This is a genomic window from Streptomyces sp. NPDC040718 (assembly GCF_055593565.1).
Map to the genome: position 1 here is coordinate 26,095 of NZ_JBVIXO010000019.1, position 15,198 is coordinate 41,292.

Below are 15,198 nucleotides of genomic sequence, written 5' to 3' on the forward strand. Positions count from 1 at the left end.
CGCGCCCGGCCCTGACGAACGGGGGTACCGGTCACCGCGCTCCGGATCCGGGCCCCTTGCGGAGGACGAGGGCCGCGTTCGAACCCATCCGGCCCCGGCTCAGGACGAGCGCGGTCCGGAGGGGGGCGACGCGGGCGCTGCCGGTGACCACGTCGAGGTCGTGGCAGACGTCGAAGACGTTCGGGGTGGGAGGGACGACGCCGTGCTCCAGCGCCAGCACGGCGGCGGCCGCGTCGAGGGTGCCGGCCGCGCAGTACGCCCGCCCGGTACCGGTCTTGGGAGCGGTCACGGGCACCTTCGCGCCGTGCGCGCCGAGCGCCTCCCGGATCGCCCTCGCCTCCGCCGCGTCCGCCTCGGGCGTGCCCAGGGCGTCCGCGAAGACCACGTCCACCTCCTCGGGAGCCAGCCCCGCCTCCCGCAGCGCGCCGCGGATCGCGTGGGCCAGGCCCTCTCCCGACTCCTCCGGCCGGCCCGGCCCGGTGAAGGTGGCGGCGTGCCCGGCCAGCAGGGCCCGCACCGGCGCGCCCCGCCGCTCGGCCGCCGCGGCGTCCTCGACGGTGAACATCGCACCGCCCTCGGCCGGGACGAACCCGCACGCCTTCGCGGTGAACGGCCGGTAGGCGCGCTCCGGGTCCTCGGCCGTGCTGAGCCCCTCGTACCCGAGCTGGCAGACCACCGAGTACGGGGCGAGCGGCGCCTCCGTCGCGCCGACCAGCATCGCCCGGCTGCCCTGGCGGATCCCGCGGGCGGCGTGCGCGAAGGCGTCCAGCCCGCCCGCCTCGTCGCTCGCCACCACCCCGCAGGGGCCCTTGAAGCCGCGCCGGATGGAGACCTGGCCGGTGCTGGCCGCGTAGAACCAGGCGATCGACTGGTACGGGCCGACGTAGCGGGGGCCCTGCCCCCACAGCCGTTGCAGCTCGCGCTGCCCGAACTCGCCGCCGCCCGAGCCGGCAGCGGTGACGACGCCCACCGCGTACGGATCGTCCTCGTAGTCCGCCCGGCCCAGCCGGGCGTGTTCCAGCGCCAGGTCCGCCGCCGCCAGCGCGTAGTGGCTGAACCGGTCGGTCTGCACGAGGAACCGGTCCTCGACCAGCTCCCCGGGCTCGAAGCCCCGCACCTCGCCGGCGACGCGCACCGGAAGGTGCTCGCACCCCTGCCGGGTCACCCGGTCCAGGACGCTCTCGCCCGCCTGGGTCGCCTTCCAGAAGGCGGCGGCGCCGATCCCGTTGGGCGCGACGACACCGATGCCCGTGACGGCCACCGGCGCGCCGGCGGTAGGTCTGTTCACGTGCGTACCTCCTTGGGCTGGGTCATGACCACGGCGGACTGGAAGCCGCCGAAGCCGCTGCCGACGGACAGCACGCTGCGCAGGGTGTGACTGCGGGCGGTGCGCGGCACGTAGTCCAGGTCGCATTCGGGGTCCGGGGTCTCGTAGTTCGCGGTCGGCGGCACCACGTGGTGCTTCATGGCCAGCACGCAGGCCGCGAGTTCGATCGCCCCGATGGCGCCGAGGGAGTGCCCCACCATGGACTTGATGGAGGTCATCGGCGTCTTGTAGGCGTGGTCGCCGAGCACCCGCTTGACGGCCGCCGTCTCGTGGCGGTCGTTCTGCTTGGTGCCGGAGCCGTGCGCGTTGACGTAGTCGACGTCCGCGGCGTCGATCCTGGCCTGCGCCAGGGCGGTCGATATCGCCCGGGCCATCTCCAGGCCCTCGGTGGTCAGCCCCGTCATGTGGTGGGCGTTGCCGAAAGTGGCGTAGCCGCCGATCTCGCAGTAGACGCGGGCCCCGCGGGCCCGGGCGTGCTCCAGCTCCTCCAGGACCAGCACCGCGCCGCCCTCGCCGAGGACGAACCCGTCCCGGTCGGCGTCGAAGGGGCGCGAGGCGTGCGCCGGGTCCTCGTTGTTCGCCGAGGTCGCCTTGATGGCGTCGAAGCAGGCCACGGTGATCGGGGAGACGGGGGAGTCCGACGCCCCGGCGACGCACACGTCCATCCGGCCCTCCTGGATGGAGTGCACGGCGTACCCGACGGCGTCGAGCCCGGACGTGCAGCCGGTGGAGACGGTCTGTACGGGGCCGCGCGCCCCGGTCTGCTCCGCCACCGCCGAGGCGAGGGTGGCCGGGGTGAACGCGCGGTGCAGGAACGGGGAGGAGAGGCGGTGGTCCACGTCCCACCACGCCCCCCGCTGGCTGACCGCGACGTAGTCGTGCTCCAGCCGGGTGGTACCGCCGACCGCGGTGCCGAGGGAGACGCCCGTGCGCCAGGCGTCCTCGCCGTCGAGCTCCAGCCCGGCGTCGGCCATCGCCTCGCGGGCGGCGACCAGGGCGAACTGGATGTAGCGGTCGGCCCGGGCCGCCTCGTCCTCGGTGAGGCCGTGCTCACGGGGGTCGAAGTCGACCTCGGCGGCTATCCGGGAGCGGAACCCGGCCGGGTCGAAGAGGGTGATGCCACGGGTCGCCGTACGCCCGTTGGACAGCAGGTCCCAGAAGGCGGCGGCGCCGATGCCGCCCGGGGCGACGACGCCCACCCCGGTGACGGCCACCCGCCGGCGCGTCACGAGACCACCCCGGAGCGCTCCGGCGGACGCTCCGCCCACGCGGTGGCGTCCGGGTTCGGCGCCTCCTCGGTGTCCACGTGCCCGAGCTTCGGATCCGGGGCGAGGGGGCCGAGGTGGAACACCATCCGGGCCTCGGTGCCGCCGACGTTGCGGAACCGGTGGCGCACGTTCAGCGGGACCAGCAGGCCCTGGTCGGTGCGCAGCGGGTGGGTCTCGCCGTCGAGGTCGACCTCCAGAGAGCCGGCGACCACGTACACGAACTCCTCGGAGTACGGATGGTAGTGCTCGGCGATCGACTCGCCGGGGGCCATCACCGCCAGGCCCATGAAGCCGCTGGTCGAGCCCACCGAGGTCGGGGTGAGCACGGCGCGCAGGTCCCCTCCGCGCCTGCGGTTGGGCTGGGTCTCGCTGAGGTCGACGATGCGCGGCTGATGTCTGGTCATGCTGACTTCCTCCTGGCGGATCGGAGCCTTGGCGTGCGCGTGGGCTGCCGGGTGGTGACGGGAGTGGTGCGGGGTCCGGGTCCGGGGCGTGCCCGGGGCGGGCCCGTCCGGATCAGGACTCCACCGGAGCCCGGCGGTCGGTGATCAGGTCCATGGGGTGGGGCGCGGGGCCGGCCTTCCCGGCCAGCAGGCGGTTCAGCACCGCCGCCTTGCGGGGCCCCTCGATGCCGAAGCCCGCCGCGAAGCGGCCGTCGGCCGGGCCCTTGACGTCGAGGAGGCGCACCACCACGTCGTCGCGCTGGAAGATGCTGCTGCTCAGCACCGGGGAGGTGGGGACCTTCGCGGCCGTCTCGTCCTGGCGGGCCAGGAAGCGGGCGACGAGCGGCCCGCAGCCCGGCTTCGCCGGGTAGAACAGCGCGTGCCGGGTCACCTCGTCGGGCCGCGGTCCGTGCGCGGCCACGTGGTGGACGGCCGGCATGCCCGCGCGCATGAAGAACATCCGCGCCGACTCCGGGTCGGACAGGTCCCGGTCCTGCTCCAGATAAGGGTTGATGGCCTGCTCCACGGCCCGCACCTCGGGCTGCTCCGACACGTGCCGCAGCGCCGCCGTCAGGTCTCCCTGCACCTCCACGGCCCGCACGACCCGGTTGCCGTGCATGAACAGCGAGGTGCGCAGGAGCCGGGTGTGGTCGTCGACCCGGGCGGCCGGCGAGGAGTAGGAGGAGAGGATCTCGGCGACCTTCTCCTCGCTGCCCGGCTTCACCGTGAAGGTCAGCGCGTGCCGGACGACGCCCTCGCCCAGCCGCGGGGCGCCCTGGAGCCGGCCCGACGTCCGCTCCGGCGCCTCGTACCGCTTGCCGGTCTCGCGCAGGACGGTGAAGGTCAGCGGCCGCATCGAGCGGGCACAGGCGCCCAGCGGCTTCACCTGCGCGACGTGCTCCTCGCTGTTCACCCAGGCGAGGTACTGCGGGGCGCTCTCCCACTCGCTGGTGATCAGCCACTGGGAGGGGTTCGCGAAGGACTGGCAGAGCTGGTCGCCGAGGTGGCCGGGCACCGAGGCGATGTCGTGGCGAAGCTGCTCGTAGGCGTCGAAGAACCGCTGCTGGGCACCCTCGTGTAGGTCCATCAGCAGGACGACCCGCAGCATGGAGCCGTCGAACGCGGACTGAGACACCCGTTCGGACAGGGTGGTTGTCATCTGCTCACTCCTTCGTGAGGGCCCGGGACCGGCGCGTGGGCGGCTCGGTGCCCGTCGGCGGCGACGGCCGGTGGCGCGGGCCCCGCGGGCCTGCGCGGTGGGGAACGGCGGACGGTGTGGCCCAAGTGGGTCCGCCGCTGTCGCTCATCGTCATCCGGCCGGGTACGGATCGCGACATCTCCGGATCAAGCGGGTGACAAGACGCGACTCGCCAGGGCAAGAACCCTGATCGGGGGCATAAGGCGTCCACTGCCCCCCACACGAAACAGGAGTCCGCATCCGATGGAAGAGCATGCCGATGTCCGCGTACCGGTCCTCGTCGTGGGCGGTTCCCTCGTAGGCCTCTCCACCTCGCTGTTCCTGAGCCGCCACGGCATCAGGCACATGGTGGTCGAGAAGCACGCCGGGACCTCCGTCCACCCGCGCGGTCGGGGGATCAACGCCCGGACGATGGAACTGTTCCGGACGGCGGGCGTCGAACCCGCCATCCGAGAGGAGGCCTCCGCCCTGGAGGCCAACCAGGGCATCCTGCAGACGCAGGCCCTCGTCGGCGGCGAGCACAAGTGGCTCATCAAGGCCGTCGACCCCTCCGGCGCGCTGGCCCGCTTCAGCCCGACCGGCTGGTGCCTGTGCAGCCAGAACAACATCGAGCCGGTCCTGGCGGCGCACAGCCGCGCCCAGGGCGCCGACGTGCGCTTCGCCACCGAACTGATGAGCTTCGACCAGGACGCCACGGGAGTGACCGCCCTGGTGAAGGACCGGGAGACCGGCGAGCACATCACCGTCCGCGCCGACTTCCTGATCGCCGCCGACGGCCCGCGCAGCCCCGTCCGGGAGGCGCTCGGCATCCGCCAGACGGGCAACGGCGAGCTCTTCCACAACGTGAGCATCGTCTTCCGCTCGGAGCACCTCGCCGAGGCCCTCGGCGACCTGCGCTTCATCGTCTGCTACCTGATGCGTCCGGGCGCCGACGGAGCACTGCTGCCCGTCGACAACGAGACCCAGTGGGTCTTCCACGCCCCCTGGCACCCGGAGACCGGCGAGACCCTGGAGGACTTCACCGAGGAGCGCTGCGCCACCCAGATCCGCGAGGCCATCGGGCTGCCCGACCTCGACGTGGAGATCGGCGGCAAGGCCCCCTGGCACGCCGCCGAACGGGTCGCCGAGCAGTACTCCGTCGGCCGGGTCTTCGTGGTCGGCGACGCCGCCCACGAGATGTGCCCGACCGGCGCCTTCGGCTCCAACACCGGCATCCAGGACGCGCACAACCTCGCATGGAAGATCGCGGCGGTACTGAACGGCTCCGCCGGCCCCCGCCTGCTCGACAGCTACGAGGAGGAACGCCTCCCCGTCGCCCGCGCCACCAGCGAGCGCGCCTCCGCCCGTTCGGCCGAACACAGCCACCCCGGGTACGTGCCCCCGCCCACCATGGGCGGCGGCCCCGGCAGCGGGGTCCTCACCACGGCCATGGGCTACTGCTACCCGAGCGGCGCGGTCATCGGCGGCGACCCCGCGCGGCCGGTCATCCCCGAGGAGATGCGCCTCAAGGGGGACATCGGCACCAGGGCACCGCACATGTGGCTCACCCAGGCCGGCCGGCGGATCTCGTCACTGGACCTGTACGAGACCTCGTTCGTGCTGCTCAGCAGCCCGGGCACGCCCTGGCAGGAGGCGGCACGGCAGGTCGCGCGGGAACTCGGCGCGCACCTGGACGCCTACACCGTCGGCTCCGCGCCGGACGCCGACCTGGTCCAGCCGGACGGCGCTCCCGGCTGGTCCGAGCTCCACGAACTGCCCGCCGACGGCGCCGTGCTCGTCCGCCCCGACGGGTTCGTCGCCTGGCGCTCCGAGGGCCCGGCGGGCGACCCGCGCGCGGAGCTCATGGACGCCATGACGCGGCTGCTGCGCCGTTCCTGAAGCACACCGGGCCCCGCTCAGCGGCAGACCCAGCACCCCGCCCAGCAGCCGTGGCCCGCGGGCCGCGGCGGCGGGCGGTGGTGCGCGCCCCGGCCCGGCCGGGGCGCGGCCTGCCCGGCCCGGCCCGCGAGGCAGGCGACCACCACCGTGATCGCGGCCAGTTCCTCGGGTTCCGCGCTGCCCCGGTGGATCCGGAGCAGGCCGGCTATGGAGTCGTCGCTTCCCATCGGTACGGCCTCTCGTCGGGAGACCCCCCTGACCCGGTCCTCCGGATCCGTCCGGGACTGAGGCCCGGGTGCTGACGACGCTACGAGCCCCCCGGCGGCGTGTCGTGCCGGGGGGGCCCGCCGCACACCCATCCGGGCGACCCGCCCGGCGGACGCCCAGGTCAGGACGTCAGCGCAGGCCCAGCTTCACCCACTTGGCCGTACTGGGCACGCCGCGCGCGTCGAGCAGGAACAGCATGTAGTACCCGGGCGGGGCGTCCGCCGCGGTCGGCGGGGTCCGCAGCCCGATGGTGTCGCCGCGCACCCCGGTGATGGCCAGCTCCAGGTGCCGCTGGCTGGTGTTCACCGCGTGGGTGACCGTGGTCGGCGCCAGCAGGACGGCCCGCCGGACGACGGCGGCGGTGGAGCTGCGCACCTCGAAGGCGGCGCCGTGGGCGAGTTCGCCCCGGGGCGCGCGGTCCAGGGCCGGCCGGCCGCCGCCCTTGTGCAGGTACGCGGGCTCGTAGATCTCGATGCTGCCGTCCATCGAGTCCCGGATGTCGGGGTCGTTGGCGATCTGCTGGAGCTCGTCCCCGGTCACCATCACCCGCCCGTCGGGCATCACCAGGGCGTTGGAGTGGTAGCCCCGGGGCAGCCGCTGGGCCGGGCCGAGCCGCCACCGCCCGGCGGCGTCGCGCAGCTCGGTCTGCCGGTACTTGAGGTCGGCCTTCGGGTTGAAGGGGCCGTTCCCGTAGTCGCGGGTGCTCAGCGCCCCGTTGACGGTCAGCAGGGTCGCGTCCGGCAGGATCAGGGTGTCGTCCTGGGTGCGGCCGAAGGCCCGGGGCCGCTCGGTGGTCCACCGGCCGCCCGCGAGCCGGTAGGTGTTGGGATCGTGCGGGTCCCCGCCCAGCACCAGCACGGAGTCCGGACCGCGCAGCCCCGCGGGGAGCGGCACGGCGGATCCGTAGCCGCGGAAGTCCGCCGGGCGCCGGGGCAGGTCGCGGCGGGTCTCCTTGACGGGGTCGAACAGCCACTGCTGGTCGGCGTCCCGGCCCAGCCCGTAGATCATGCCGTCCCGCAGCGAGAACAGGTGGGGGTAGTCGTTGCGGAACGGCGCGTCCGCCCGGAACCGGTCGACCGCGACGTCCAGCGGGATGTCGAACGGCCGCCAGGGCACCGGCAGCCCCTTCGCCGGGAAGCGCTCCACCACCGGGGTGGGGGTGCCCGTACCGCGCTCGGACTGGCCGGACATGATGATCTGGCGGCCGTCGGCGCCGGTGACGGCCGACGGGTACCAGCGGCCCACCGACATGTCCCGGTTGCGGTACCAGAGCTCGGTCCACGGGTCGAAGACGAAGGACAGCTTCGCGCCGCTGCCGCCCTTGCCGCCGGTGTTGCCGCCGAAGACCGCGAGCATCCCGTTGGGCAGGAAGGCGTGCCCGGCGCAGAAGAACGGGGCGGGGCGCGGGGCGTACGTGCCGTCGGGCATCAGCACCGTCGGCGGCCGGACCTCCTTGAAGGCCCGCGCGCCGGTTCCCTTGGAGGGGTCCCAGAGGAAGGCGCGGCCCGCGTTGGTGCGGCCGATCCGGTCGGTGGGGCCGGTCTCCTTCGTGGGGTCGGTCTCGACCCGCTCGAAGGAGAAGAGCAGCACCTTGCCGGTCGGCAGCTGGGCGAGGTGGACCCCGAAGTCGGGGGAGGGGAAGAACTCCGCGAACCTCCCCGACTCGGCGGGGCGGAAGGCCTTGTTGGCCAGCGCCTGCGAATCGGCGAGCGAGGCCAGGCTCGCGGTCCGGGTGGTCTGCGGGTACTCGCCGGCGCCCCGGGCCGCCTGTCGCCGCTCGGCGTGGGCCCGGGCGTGCTCCTCGCCGATCAGGGCCGCCTCCCCGGCCGTGAGCTCGGCGTCGGTGTCCGCGCGGTCGTGGGCGGGGGCGGCCGCCGCGGCCGCGCCGGACGGAGCCGACAGGAGGACGGCCGCGGCCAGCGCGGCGGCCAGGGCGGCGGAGCGCGCGGCGGACCGGTGGGCTGCTCGGGACATGCGACTCCTCGGTGTGCGACGACCGCCGGGACGGGAGGGACGCCATGCTAGAAGATCAGGTGGATATCACTACATATGACGCGAACCGGCTGCCTCGTACGGGTGCCCGCCGCGGCCCATCCGCCCGTATCGGGACAATCGGCGGCAGCCCGCCCGGCTCCGGCCACCCGCGGGGCTTCGGCCACACCATGCGGCCGGGCGCCCCCGCACCGGCCGGCGACCGGCCCGGGAGCCGCTCCGCGCGGCCGTGATCACGCCAGCGGCGTACGGGTCCGTCCGGCGCGCCGGGCCGTAAGAAACATGCCACCGGCACCTGCGCGTCCTGGACGGGCGGATATGCCGCGTTGTTGGGTGATGTCGCGCTTCAGTTCCCAAAGGTCCCTTCGGTGAACGGGGCGCCCTGTCCGCATACTTGAGGAGCATCCATGCGCATGGTCCGATCCGCCCTCGCGCTCGCCGCCACGTCGCTCGTGCTGGCCGCCGCCGTCAGCCCGGCCTCCGCCGCGACCCCGCAGCCGGCCCCGAAGCCGGCCAAGTTCTGCGCCCTCGTCATCGACACGGGCGAGGGCGGCTGCTTCGCGACCGAGGCGGAGGCCGCCTCGCTCGGCGCGGCGGCCGAATACAAGGACCTCGGCAAGATATGGAGCGACGCGAACTCCGGCGGCAGCGAGTTCACCTTCCGCGGCAGCGTCGGCTGCGACTGGCGCTACCCGGAGTTCAACAGCCTCTCCAAGTGGGGGTGGAACGACACGGTGAGCTCCGCGCAGGGCATCGCATGCCCGATCACCCTGTGGGAGCACGGCGACTTCCGCGGTGCCCACCAGACCTACTACGGCTACAACGCCTACGTCGGTGACGGGATGAACGACAAGGCCTCCTCGGTCAGCTTCGACGTGCGCTGACCGGAGCGACATACCAAAAACGCCCCGGACGAATTGACGTCCGGGGCGTGCTTCCGCGTATATTCGATGGTTCACGCCCTCTTGCGAATGAGGGCGTAGTAAAGCTTTACGGGGACATCGTATCGCGCTGGGAGCGAAATTGTCAAACACCGAATTTCAGAGCGAGCAGGAATTCCTCACCGAGCTCTACGCGCGCCTCGAGCACCTGCGTGACCAGGCCGAACGGGCCGTTCAGGGCGCCCTGGGGGAGGGCGGCACCGGCTTCCAGGCACGGCTGGAAAGGGACGTCCTGGTCGCCGAGCAATCCGGTCTGCTTTCGGCCCTGAACTCCGCCGAACACGGTCTGTGTTTCGGCCGGCTGGAGTTCTCCGACGGCCGCGACCACCACATCGGCCGAATCGGGATCAGGCAGGACGACGCCGAACGCACCCCGCTCGTCCTCGACTGGCGCGCCGAGGCGGCCCGCCCCTTCTACCTGGCCACCGGACACGTACCGATGGGCCTGCGCCGACGGCGCCACATCACCACCAAGGGGCGGCGGGTCACCGCCCTGCACGACGAGATCCTCGACCTCGCCGACACCGAGCGCACCGGCTACGAGGGCGCCGACGCCGACGCCGTACTGCTCGCCGCCCTCGACGCCGCCCGCACCGGCCGCATGCACGACATCGTCCGGACCATCCAGGCCGACCAGGACCGCATCATCCGCTCCCCGCACCAGGGCGTCCTCGTCGTGGAGGGCGGCCCCGGCACCGGCAAGACCGCCGTCGCCCTGCACCGCGCCGCCTACCTCCTCTACGCCCAGCGCGAGCTGCTCGCCAAGCGCGGCGTGCTGATCGTCGGCCCCAACCCCGCCTTCCTCGGCTACATCGGCGAGGTGCTGCCCGCCCTCGGCGAGACCGGGGTGCTCCTCGCCTCCCCCGGGGACCTGTACCCGGGCCTGAGGGCCACCGGCACCGACCGCCCCGGCGCCGCGGCCGTCAAGGGCCGCGCCGCGATGGCCGACGTCCTCGCCCGGGTCGTCGCCGACCGGCAGACCCTCCCCGAGGCCGTGCCCGCCGGCAGCGGCGAGGACAGCTCCGTGGTCCCCGAGCCGGCGCTGGAGATCGACCACGACGACTACGGCACCCTCCTGCTCGACCGGACCATCGCCCACGCAGCCCGCGACCGGGCCCGCACCACCGCCCTGCCCCACAACCTGGCCCGCCCCTACTTCGCGTTCGCCGTCGTCGACGCCCTCACCGAGCAGCTCGCCGACCGGCTCGGCGCCGACCCCTACGGCGGCCCCAACCTGCTCGGCCCCGACGACGTCGCACAGCTCGGCAAGGAGATCGCCACCAGCTCCGAGGTGCACGCCGCCATCGACACCCTCTGGCCGCACCTGACCCCCGAGCAGCTCGTCGCCGACTTCCTCGCGGACCCCACCCACCTCCCCGCCGGGGACGCCGAGCTGATCCGCCGCACCTCGGGGGAGTGGACCCCGGCCGACGTCCCGCTCCTCGACGAGGCCGCCGAACTCCTCGGCGTCGACGACACCGCCCGCAAGGCCGCCGCCGAGCGCGACCGGCTGGAGCGCATCGCCTACGCCCAGGGCGTCCTCGACCTCTCCCAGGGCTCGGAGTCCTACGAGTTCGAGGACATGGAGAGCGAGTACCTCGCCGCCCACGACATCATCGACGCCGAACGGATGGCCGAGCGGCAGGAGGAGGCCGACCACCGCACCACCGCCGAGCGCGCCGCCGCCGACCGCACCTGGGCGTTCGGGCACCTCATCGTCGACGAGGCCCAGGAGCTCTCCGAGATGGCCTGGCGGCTCCTGATGCGACGCTGCCCCACCCGCTCCATGACGCTGGTCGGCGACCCCGCGCAGACCGGCGACGAGGCCGGCTCCGGCTCCTGGAAGCAGATCCTCGACCCGTACGTCGGCGACCGCTGGGAACACGTACGGCTCGGCGTCAACTACCGCACCCCCGCCGAGATCATGGAGCTGGCGGCCGGCGTGCTCCGCGCCCACCGGCCCGGCTTCGAACCGCCCCGCTCGGTACGCTCCACCGGCGTACGCCCCTGGGTGCGGGCGGCGGCCGACCTCCCCGGCGCCGTCGCCGCGGCCGTCCGCGACGGCGCACCCGCCGAAGGCCGGCTGGCGGTGATCGCCCCGCGCCCCCTGCACCCGGCCCTCGCCGCGGCGCTGCCCGGCGTACGGGCCGGGGAGCAGCCGGACCTCACCCGGCCGGTGGTCCTGCTGGACGCCCGCCAGGCCAAGGGGCTGGAGTTCGACACGGTGATCGTGGCCGAACCCGCGGACCTCGACCCCAGCGACCTCTACGTCGCCCTCACCCGCGCCACCCAGCACCTCGGGGTGGTGCACACCGGCCGCCTCCCCGACGGACTGCGCGACTGACGGAACGAGTCCGGCCACCCGCCCCGGAGGAGTGGCCGGATTCGCCCGTCTCCAGGGGGCTTTGGCCGTCGTAGTGTGGCCGGATGCCTGTAGTTGACATCAGTTCCAGCGCACCCGACTTCGACTCCGACCCCCACTCCTTCTACGCGGCGCTGCGCGCCGCCGGGCCGGTGCACCAGGTCAGGGGCGTCACGCCCGGCGAGGATCCGTACTGGCTCGTCGTCGGCTACGACGAGGCCCGCCAGGCCCTCACCCACCCGGACCTGCTGAAGGACTGGCGCAACTCCGGGCTGTATCCGGACATCGAGCCCAGCGCCTCCAACTCCAACATGCTGGAGTCGGACCCGCCCCACCACACCCGGCTGCGCCGGCTGGTGGCCCGGGAGTTCACCGCCCGCCGGGTGGAGGCCATGCGCCCCCGCGTCCAGCAGATCACCGACGAACTGCTGGACGCGATGGCGGCCCGCCCCGAGCGCTCCGCCGACCTGATCGAGGCCCTCGCGTTCCCGCTCCCCATGACGGTGATCTGCGAGCTCCTCGGCGTCCCGGACCTCGACCGCGAACGCTTCCGCCGGTGGTCGAACGACATCGTGGCCCCCCGCCCGGAGGCCACCAACGCCGACGCGCACGTCCAGCTCAGCCTCTACCTCACCGACCTCGTCGCGGAGAAGGCCAAATCCCCCGGCGACGACCTGCTCAGCGCGCTGATCCGCACCCGCGACGAGGACGGCGACTCGCTCTCCCCCGACGAGCTCATCGGGATGGCCTTCCTGCTGCTGGTCGCCGGCCACGAGACCACCGTCAACCTCATCTCCAACGGGGTACGCGCCCTGCTCGCGCACCCCGACCAACTGGCCGCGCTGCGGGCCGACCCGGACGGGCTGCTGGGCAGCGCAGTGGAGGAGATGCTCCGCTACGACGGCCCCGTACAGAACGCCACCTACCGCTACACCGCCAAGGACGTGGAGCTCGGCGGCGTGGTCATCCCCGCCGGGTCGGTCGTGCTCGCCTCGCTCTCCGGCGCCGCCCGGGACCCCGGCCGCTTCGCCGAGGCCGACGTGTTCGACATCCGCCGCGCCCCCGGAGGCCACCTCGCCTTCGGGCACGGGCTGCACTTCTGCCTCGGCGCCCCGCTGGCCCGGATGGAGGGCGCCATCGCGGTCCGGGGCCTGCTGGAACGGTTCCCCGGCCTGGAGACGGACCCCGACGGCGGCCCCCTGGAGTGGATCCCGGGCAGCCTGATGCACGGAGTGAGCCGGCTGCCGCTGCGCTGGTGACGGGCGCCACCGCCGGGCGGCACGCCACCCGCGAGCCGCCCGGCCGGGGCGGATACCGCCTGCCGGCACACGTTTTGGATTGGTGCCGGATCCTCAATACGATCCGGCGATGATCACAAGAAAACGACTGGCGGCAGGGGCCTGCGGCCTGTTCGTCGCCTTGACCGCGGGACTCCTCCCGTCGACCGCGGCCGCCGCCGACGGACCGGCGAAGGAGCCGCCGAAGGTCGAGCTCGTGCTCGACGTCAGCGGCTCCATGCGCGCGAACGACATCGACGGCCAGTCCCGCATGGCCGCCGCGAAGCAGGCCTTCAACGAGGTCCTCGACGCGGTACCCGACGAAGTCCGCCTGGGGATAAGGACCCTGGGCGCCACCTATCCCGGTGACGACAGGGCGCTCGGCTGCAAGGACACCAAGCAGCTCTACCCCGTCGGCACGGTGAACCGCACGGAGGCCAAGACCGCCGTCGCCACCCTCGCGCCCACCGGCTGGACCCCCATCGGGCCGGCCCTCCAGGCCGCCGCCCAGGACCTGGAGGGCGGCAACGCCACCCGCCGGATCGTCCTCATCACCGACGGCGAGGACACCTGCGCCCCGCTCGACCCCTGCGAAGTGGCCCGCGAGATCGCGGCCAAGGGCATCCACCTCGTCGTCGACACCCTCGGCCTCGTCCCCGACGCCAAGACCCGCGCCCAGCTCACCTGCATCGCGGAGGCCACCGGGGGCACGTACACCTCGGTGACGCACACCGCCGAACTCTCCGGCAGGGTCAGACAGCTCGTCGACCGCGCCGCCGACCCCGTCGCCACCCCGGTGGCCACCGAGGGCGCCAAGCAGTGCGCGAGCGCCCCGCTGCTGAAGGCCGGCCTCTACAGCGACCGCGAGACCTTCGGCGAGCACCGCTGGTACAAGGTCGACGTCCGCCCCGGCCAGGAGCTGCGCGCCTCCGTCAGCATCGGAGCCGACCGGGCCGTCAACAACGACTACGGCGTGCTGCTGCGCGCGACCACCGTCCACGGGCGGGAGATCGTGCGCGGCTCCGAGGCCGGGGACGGCCGTACCGACGTGATCTCCACCGGCCTGCGCTACCCGAAGCCCGAACTCGACGGGGACGCCGCGGAGAAGACCGAGACCGTCTGCCTCCAGGTCAGCAACTCCTTCGCGGCCGGCCCGGCCGTCAAGACCACCCCCGGCATGCCCGTCGAGCTGACCATCGACCTCGTCGACGGCCCCGACGGCGGCTCCGACGCGGCCTCCTTCGGCCTCGGCCGGGGCTGGTGGCTGATCGGCCTCCTGGTGCTGACCGGCCTGCTCGCCGGTCTGGTCTGGGGCTGGATCTCGCGCTGGCGCATCTCCGTCTGGAGGACCAACTGATGCGTACCGTACGCACCCTGACCGCGGCCCTGCTGGCCGGAGCCGCGCTCCTGGCCCCGGCGGCCGCCGCCACCGCGGCCCCGAGCCCCACCCCCACGCCGAGCGCGGGCGCGGGGACCGGCAAGGACGGCAAGGCCCCGACCGAGGCCGGTACGGGCTTCCGCACCGCGGCGCTCTTCAAGCCCGGCCAGAGGGCCACGGCCTCCGGGTCCACCGGCGACTACCTGTACTGGGCGTTCCCCGCCGACACGGGCCAACGGGCCACCGTACGGGCCTCGGTGACGCTCCCGGCGTCCGCGGCCCGGCACGGCGCGCAGACGTGGCAGCTCGACGTGTACGACGGGCTGCGCCGCCGCCAGCCCTGCATGTACGGGCACCAGAGCGCGGCCGCCGCCAAGGAGACCGCCGCCGTGGAGCTCACCTGCACCCTGCGCACCGTCCGCTCCGGGGCCGAGACCTGGTCCAACGATCCGCTCCCGGGCAGCTACTACGTCCGCCTGACGGTCGTCGGGGCGCACGAGGAGGACCTCGGGCTGCCCGTGAAGGCGCAGGTCGAGGCCGAGATGAAGGAGACGGGCGGGGCGCGGGCCGTGGACGCGGCCCTGTCCGAGCCCCTGGTTCCGGGCATCGCGGGCGCCTCCGAGCAGCAGCGGGAGGCGCGCGCCCCGGAGGGCGGCTGGTCCGGCGGCTGGTGGTCCGACCGCTGGCTGTGGACGGCCGCCGGCGGGGTGCTCGGAGCCCTCGCGGGCATCTACGGGTACACCCTCACCCGCGGCTCGGGCCGCCCCTCCAGGCCCCAGGCCTGACCGGGTGCCGCCGTGCCCCAGGGGTGCGGCGGCGCCCGCCCCCCAAATGATCATTCGGCCACGGAGCGTGGGCTATGTTGGA

At 73.8% G+C, this 15,198-nt stretch carries 12 protein-coding genes; 6 read left to right on the plus strand and 6 right to left on the minus strand.

Annotated features, from left to right (window positions below):
- Positions 1–31: 31 nt before the first annotated feature.
- The 4 genes from ACZ597_RS31925 to ACZ597_RS31940 form a co-directional block, all read right to left on the minus strand.
- Positions 32–1,288 (minus strand): beta-ketoacyl synthase N-terminal-like domain-containing protein, encoded by a 1,257-nt coding sequence (locus ACZ597_RS31925; protein WP_471337908.1) that lies wholly within the window; start codon positions 1,286–1,288, stop codon positions 32–34.
- Positions 1,285–2,556, minus strand: coding sequence for a beta-ketoacyl-[acyl-carrier-protein] synthase family protein (locus tag ACZ597_RS31930; protein ID WP_471337912.1), 1,272 nt, complete (start codon positions 2,554–2,556; stop codon positions 1,285–1,287). The genes ACZ597_RS31925 and ACZ597_RS31930 overlap by 4 nt, the downstream gene beginning before the upstream one ends.
- Entirely contained in the window at positions 2,553–2,999 is a 447-nt protein-coding gene (locus ACZ597_RS31935; RefSeq protein WP_471337915.1) for a cupin domain-containing protein, read from the minus strand. Before ACZ597_RS31935 ends, ACZ597_RS31930 begins: the two co-directional genes overlap by 4 nt.
- 112 nt (positions 3,000–3,111) lie before the next feature.
- Positions 3,112–4,197, minus strand: a complete 1,086-nt coding sequence (locus ACZ597_RS31940; protein WP_471337918.1) for a SchA/CurD-like domain-containing protein — start codon at positions 4,195–4,197, stop codon at positions 3,112–3,114.
- A 282-nt stretch (positions 4,198–4,479) separates the two neighbouring features.
- Here ACZ597_RS31940 and ACZ597_RS31945 point away from each other — a divergent pair, with 282 nt between their 5' ends.
- Complete coding sequence (locus tag ACZ597_RS31945; protein WP_471337923.1) at positions 4,480–6,114, plus strand: FAD-dependent oxidoreductase; 1,635 nt, start codon at positions 4,480–4,482, stop codon at positions 6,112–6,114.
- A 17-nt stretch (positions 6,115–6,131) separates the two neighbouring features.
- Here the strand turns inward: ACZ597_RS31945 and ACZ597_RS31950 are convergent, their stop codons facing one another.
- Both ACZ597_RS31950 and ACZ597_RS31955 read right to left on the minus strand, forming a co-directional pair.
- Entirely contained in the window at positions 6,132–6,341 is a 210-nt protein-coding gene (locus ACZ597_RS31950) for an acyl-CoA carboxylase subunit epsilon (protein WP_471337927.1), read from the minus strand.
- Between the two features lie 169 nt (positions 6,342–6,510).
- Positions 6,511–8,355, minus strand: coding sequence for a galactose oxidase-like domain-containing protein (locus ACZ597_RS31955; protein WP_471337931.1), 1,845 nt, complete (start codon positions 8,353–8,355; stop codon positions 6,511–6,513).
- 425 nt (positions 8,356–8,780) lie between these two features.
- Here ACZ597_RS31955 and ACZ597_RS31960 point away from each other — a divergent pair, with 425 nt between their 5' ends.
- From ACZ597_RS31960 to ACZ597_RS31980, 5 genes are all read left to right on the plus strand, one after another.
- The gene (locus tag ACZ597_RS31960; protein WP_471337934.1) at positions 8,781–9,257 is read left to right on the plus strand and encodes a hypothetical protein; all 477 of its coding nucleotides are present in this window, start codon (positions 8,781–8,783) and stop codon (positions 9,255–9,257) included.
- 139 nt (positions 9,258–9,396) lie between these two features.
- Positions 9,397–11,658 (plus strand): HelD family protein, encoded by a 2,262-nt coding sequence (locus tag ACZ597_RS31965; RefSeq protein WP_471337938.1) that lies wholly within the window; start codon positions 9,397–9,399, stop codon positions 11,656–11,658.
- An 83-nt stretch (positions 11,659–11,741) separates the two neighbouring features.
- The gene (locus ACZ597_RS31970) at positions 11,742–12,935 is read left to right on the plus strand and encodes a cytochrome P450 family protein (protein ID WP_471337942.1); all 1,194 of its coding nucleotides are present in this window, start codon (positions 11,742–11,744) and stop codon (positions 12,933–12,935) included.
- Between the two features lie 109 nt (positions 12,936–13,044).
- Complete coding sequence (locus ACZ597_RS31975) at positions 13,045–14,310, plus strand: VWA domain-containing protein (RefSeq protein WP_471337945.1); 1,266 nt, start codon at positions 13,045–13,047, stop codon at positions 14,308–14,310.
- Entirely contained in the window at positions 14,310–15,116 is an 807-nt protein-coding gene (locus tag ACZ597_RS31980; RefSeq protein ID WP_471337950.1) for a hypothetical protein, read from the plus strand. Before ACZ597_RS31975 ends, ACZ597_RS31980 begins: the two co-directional genes overlap by 1 nt.
- Positions 15,117–15,198: the final 82 nt, after the last annotated feature.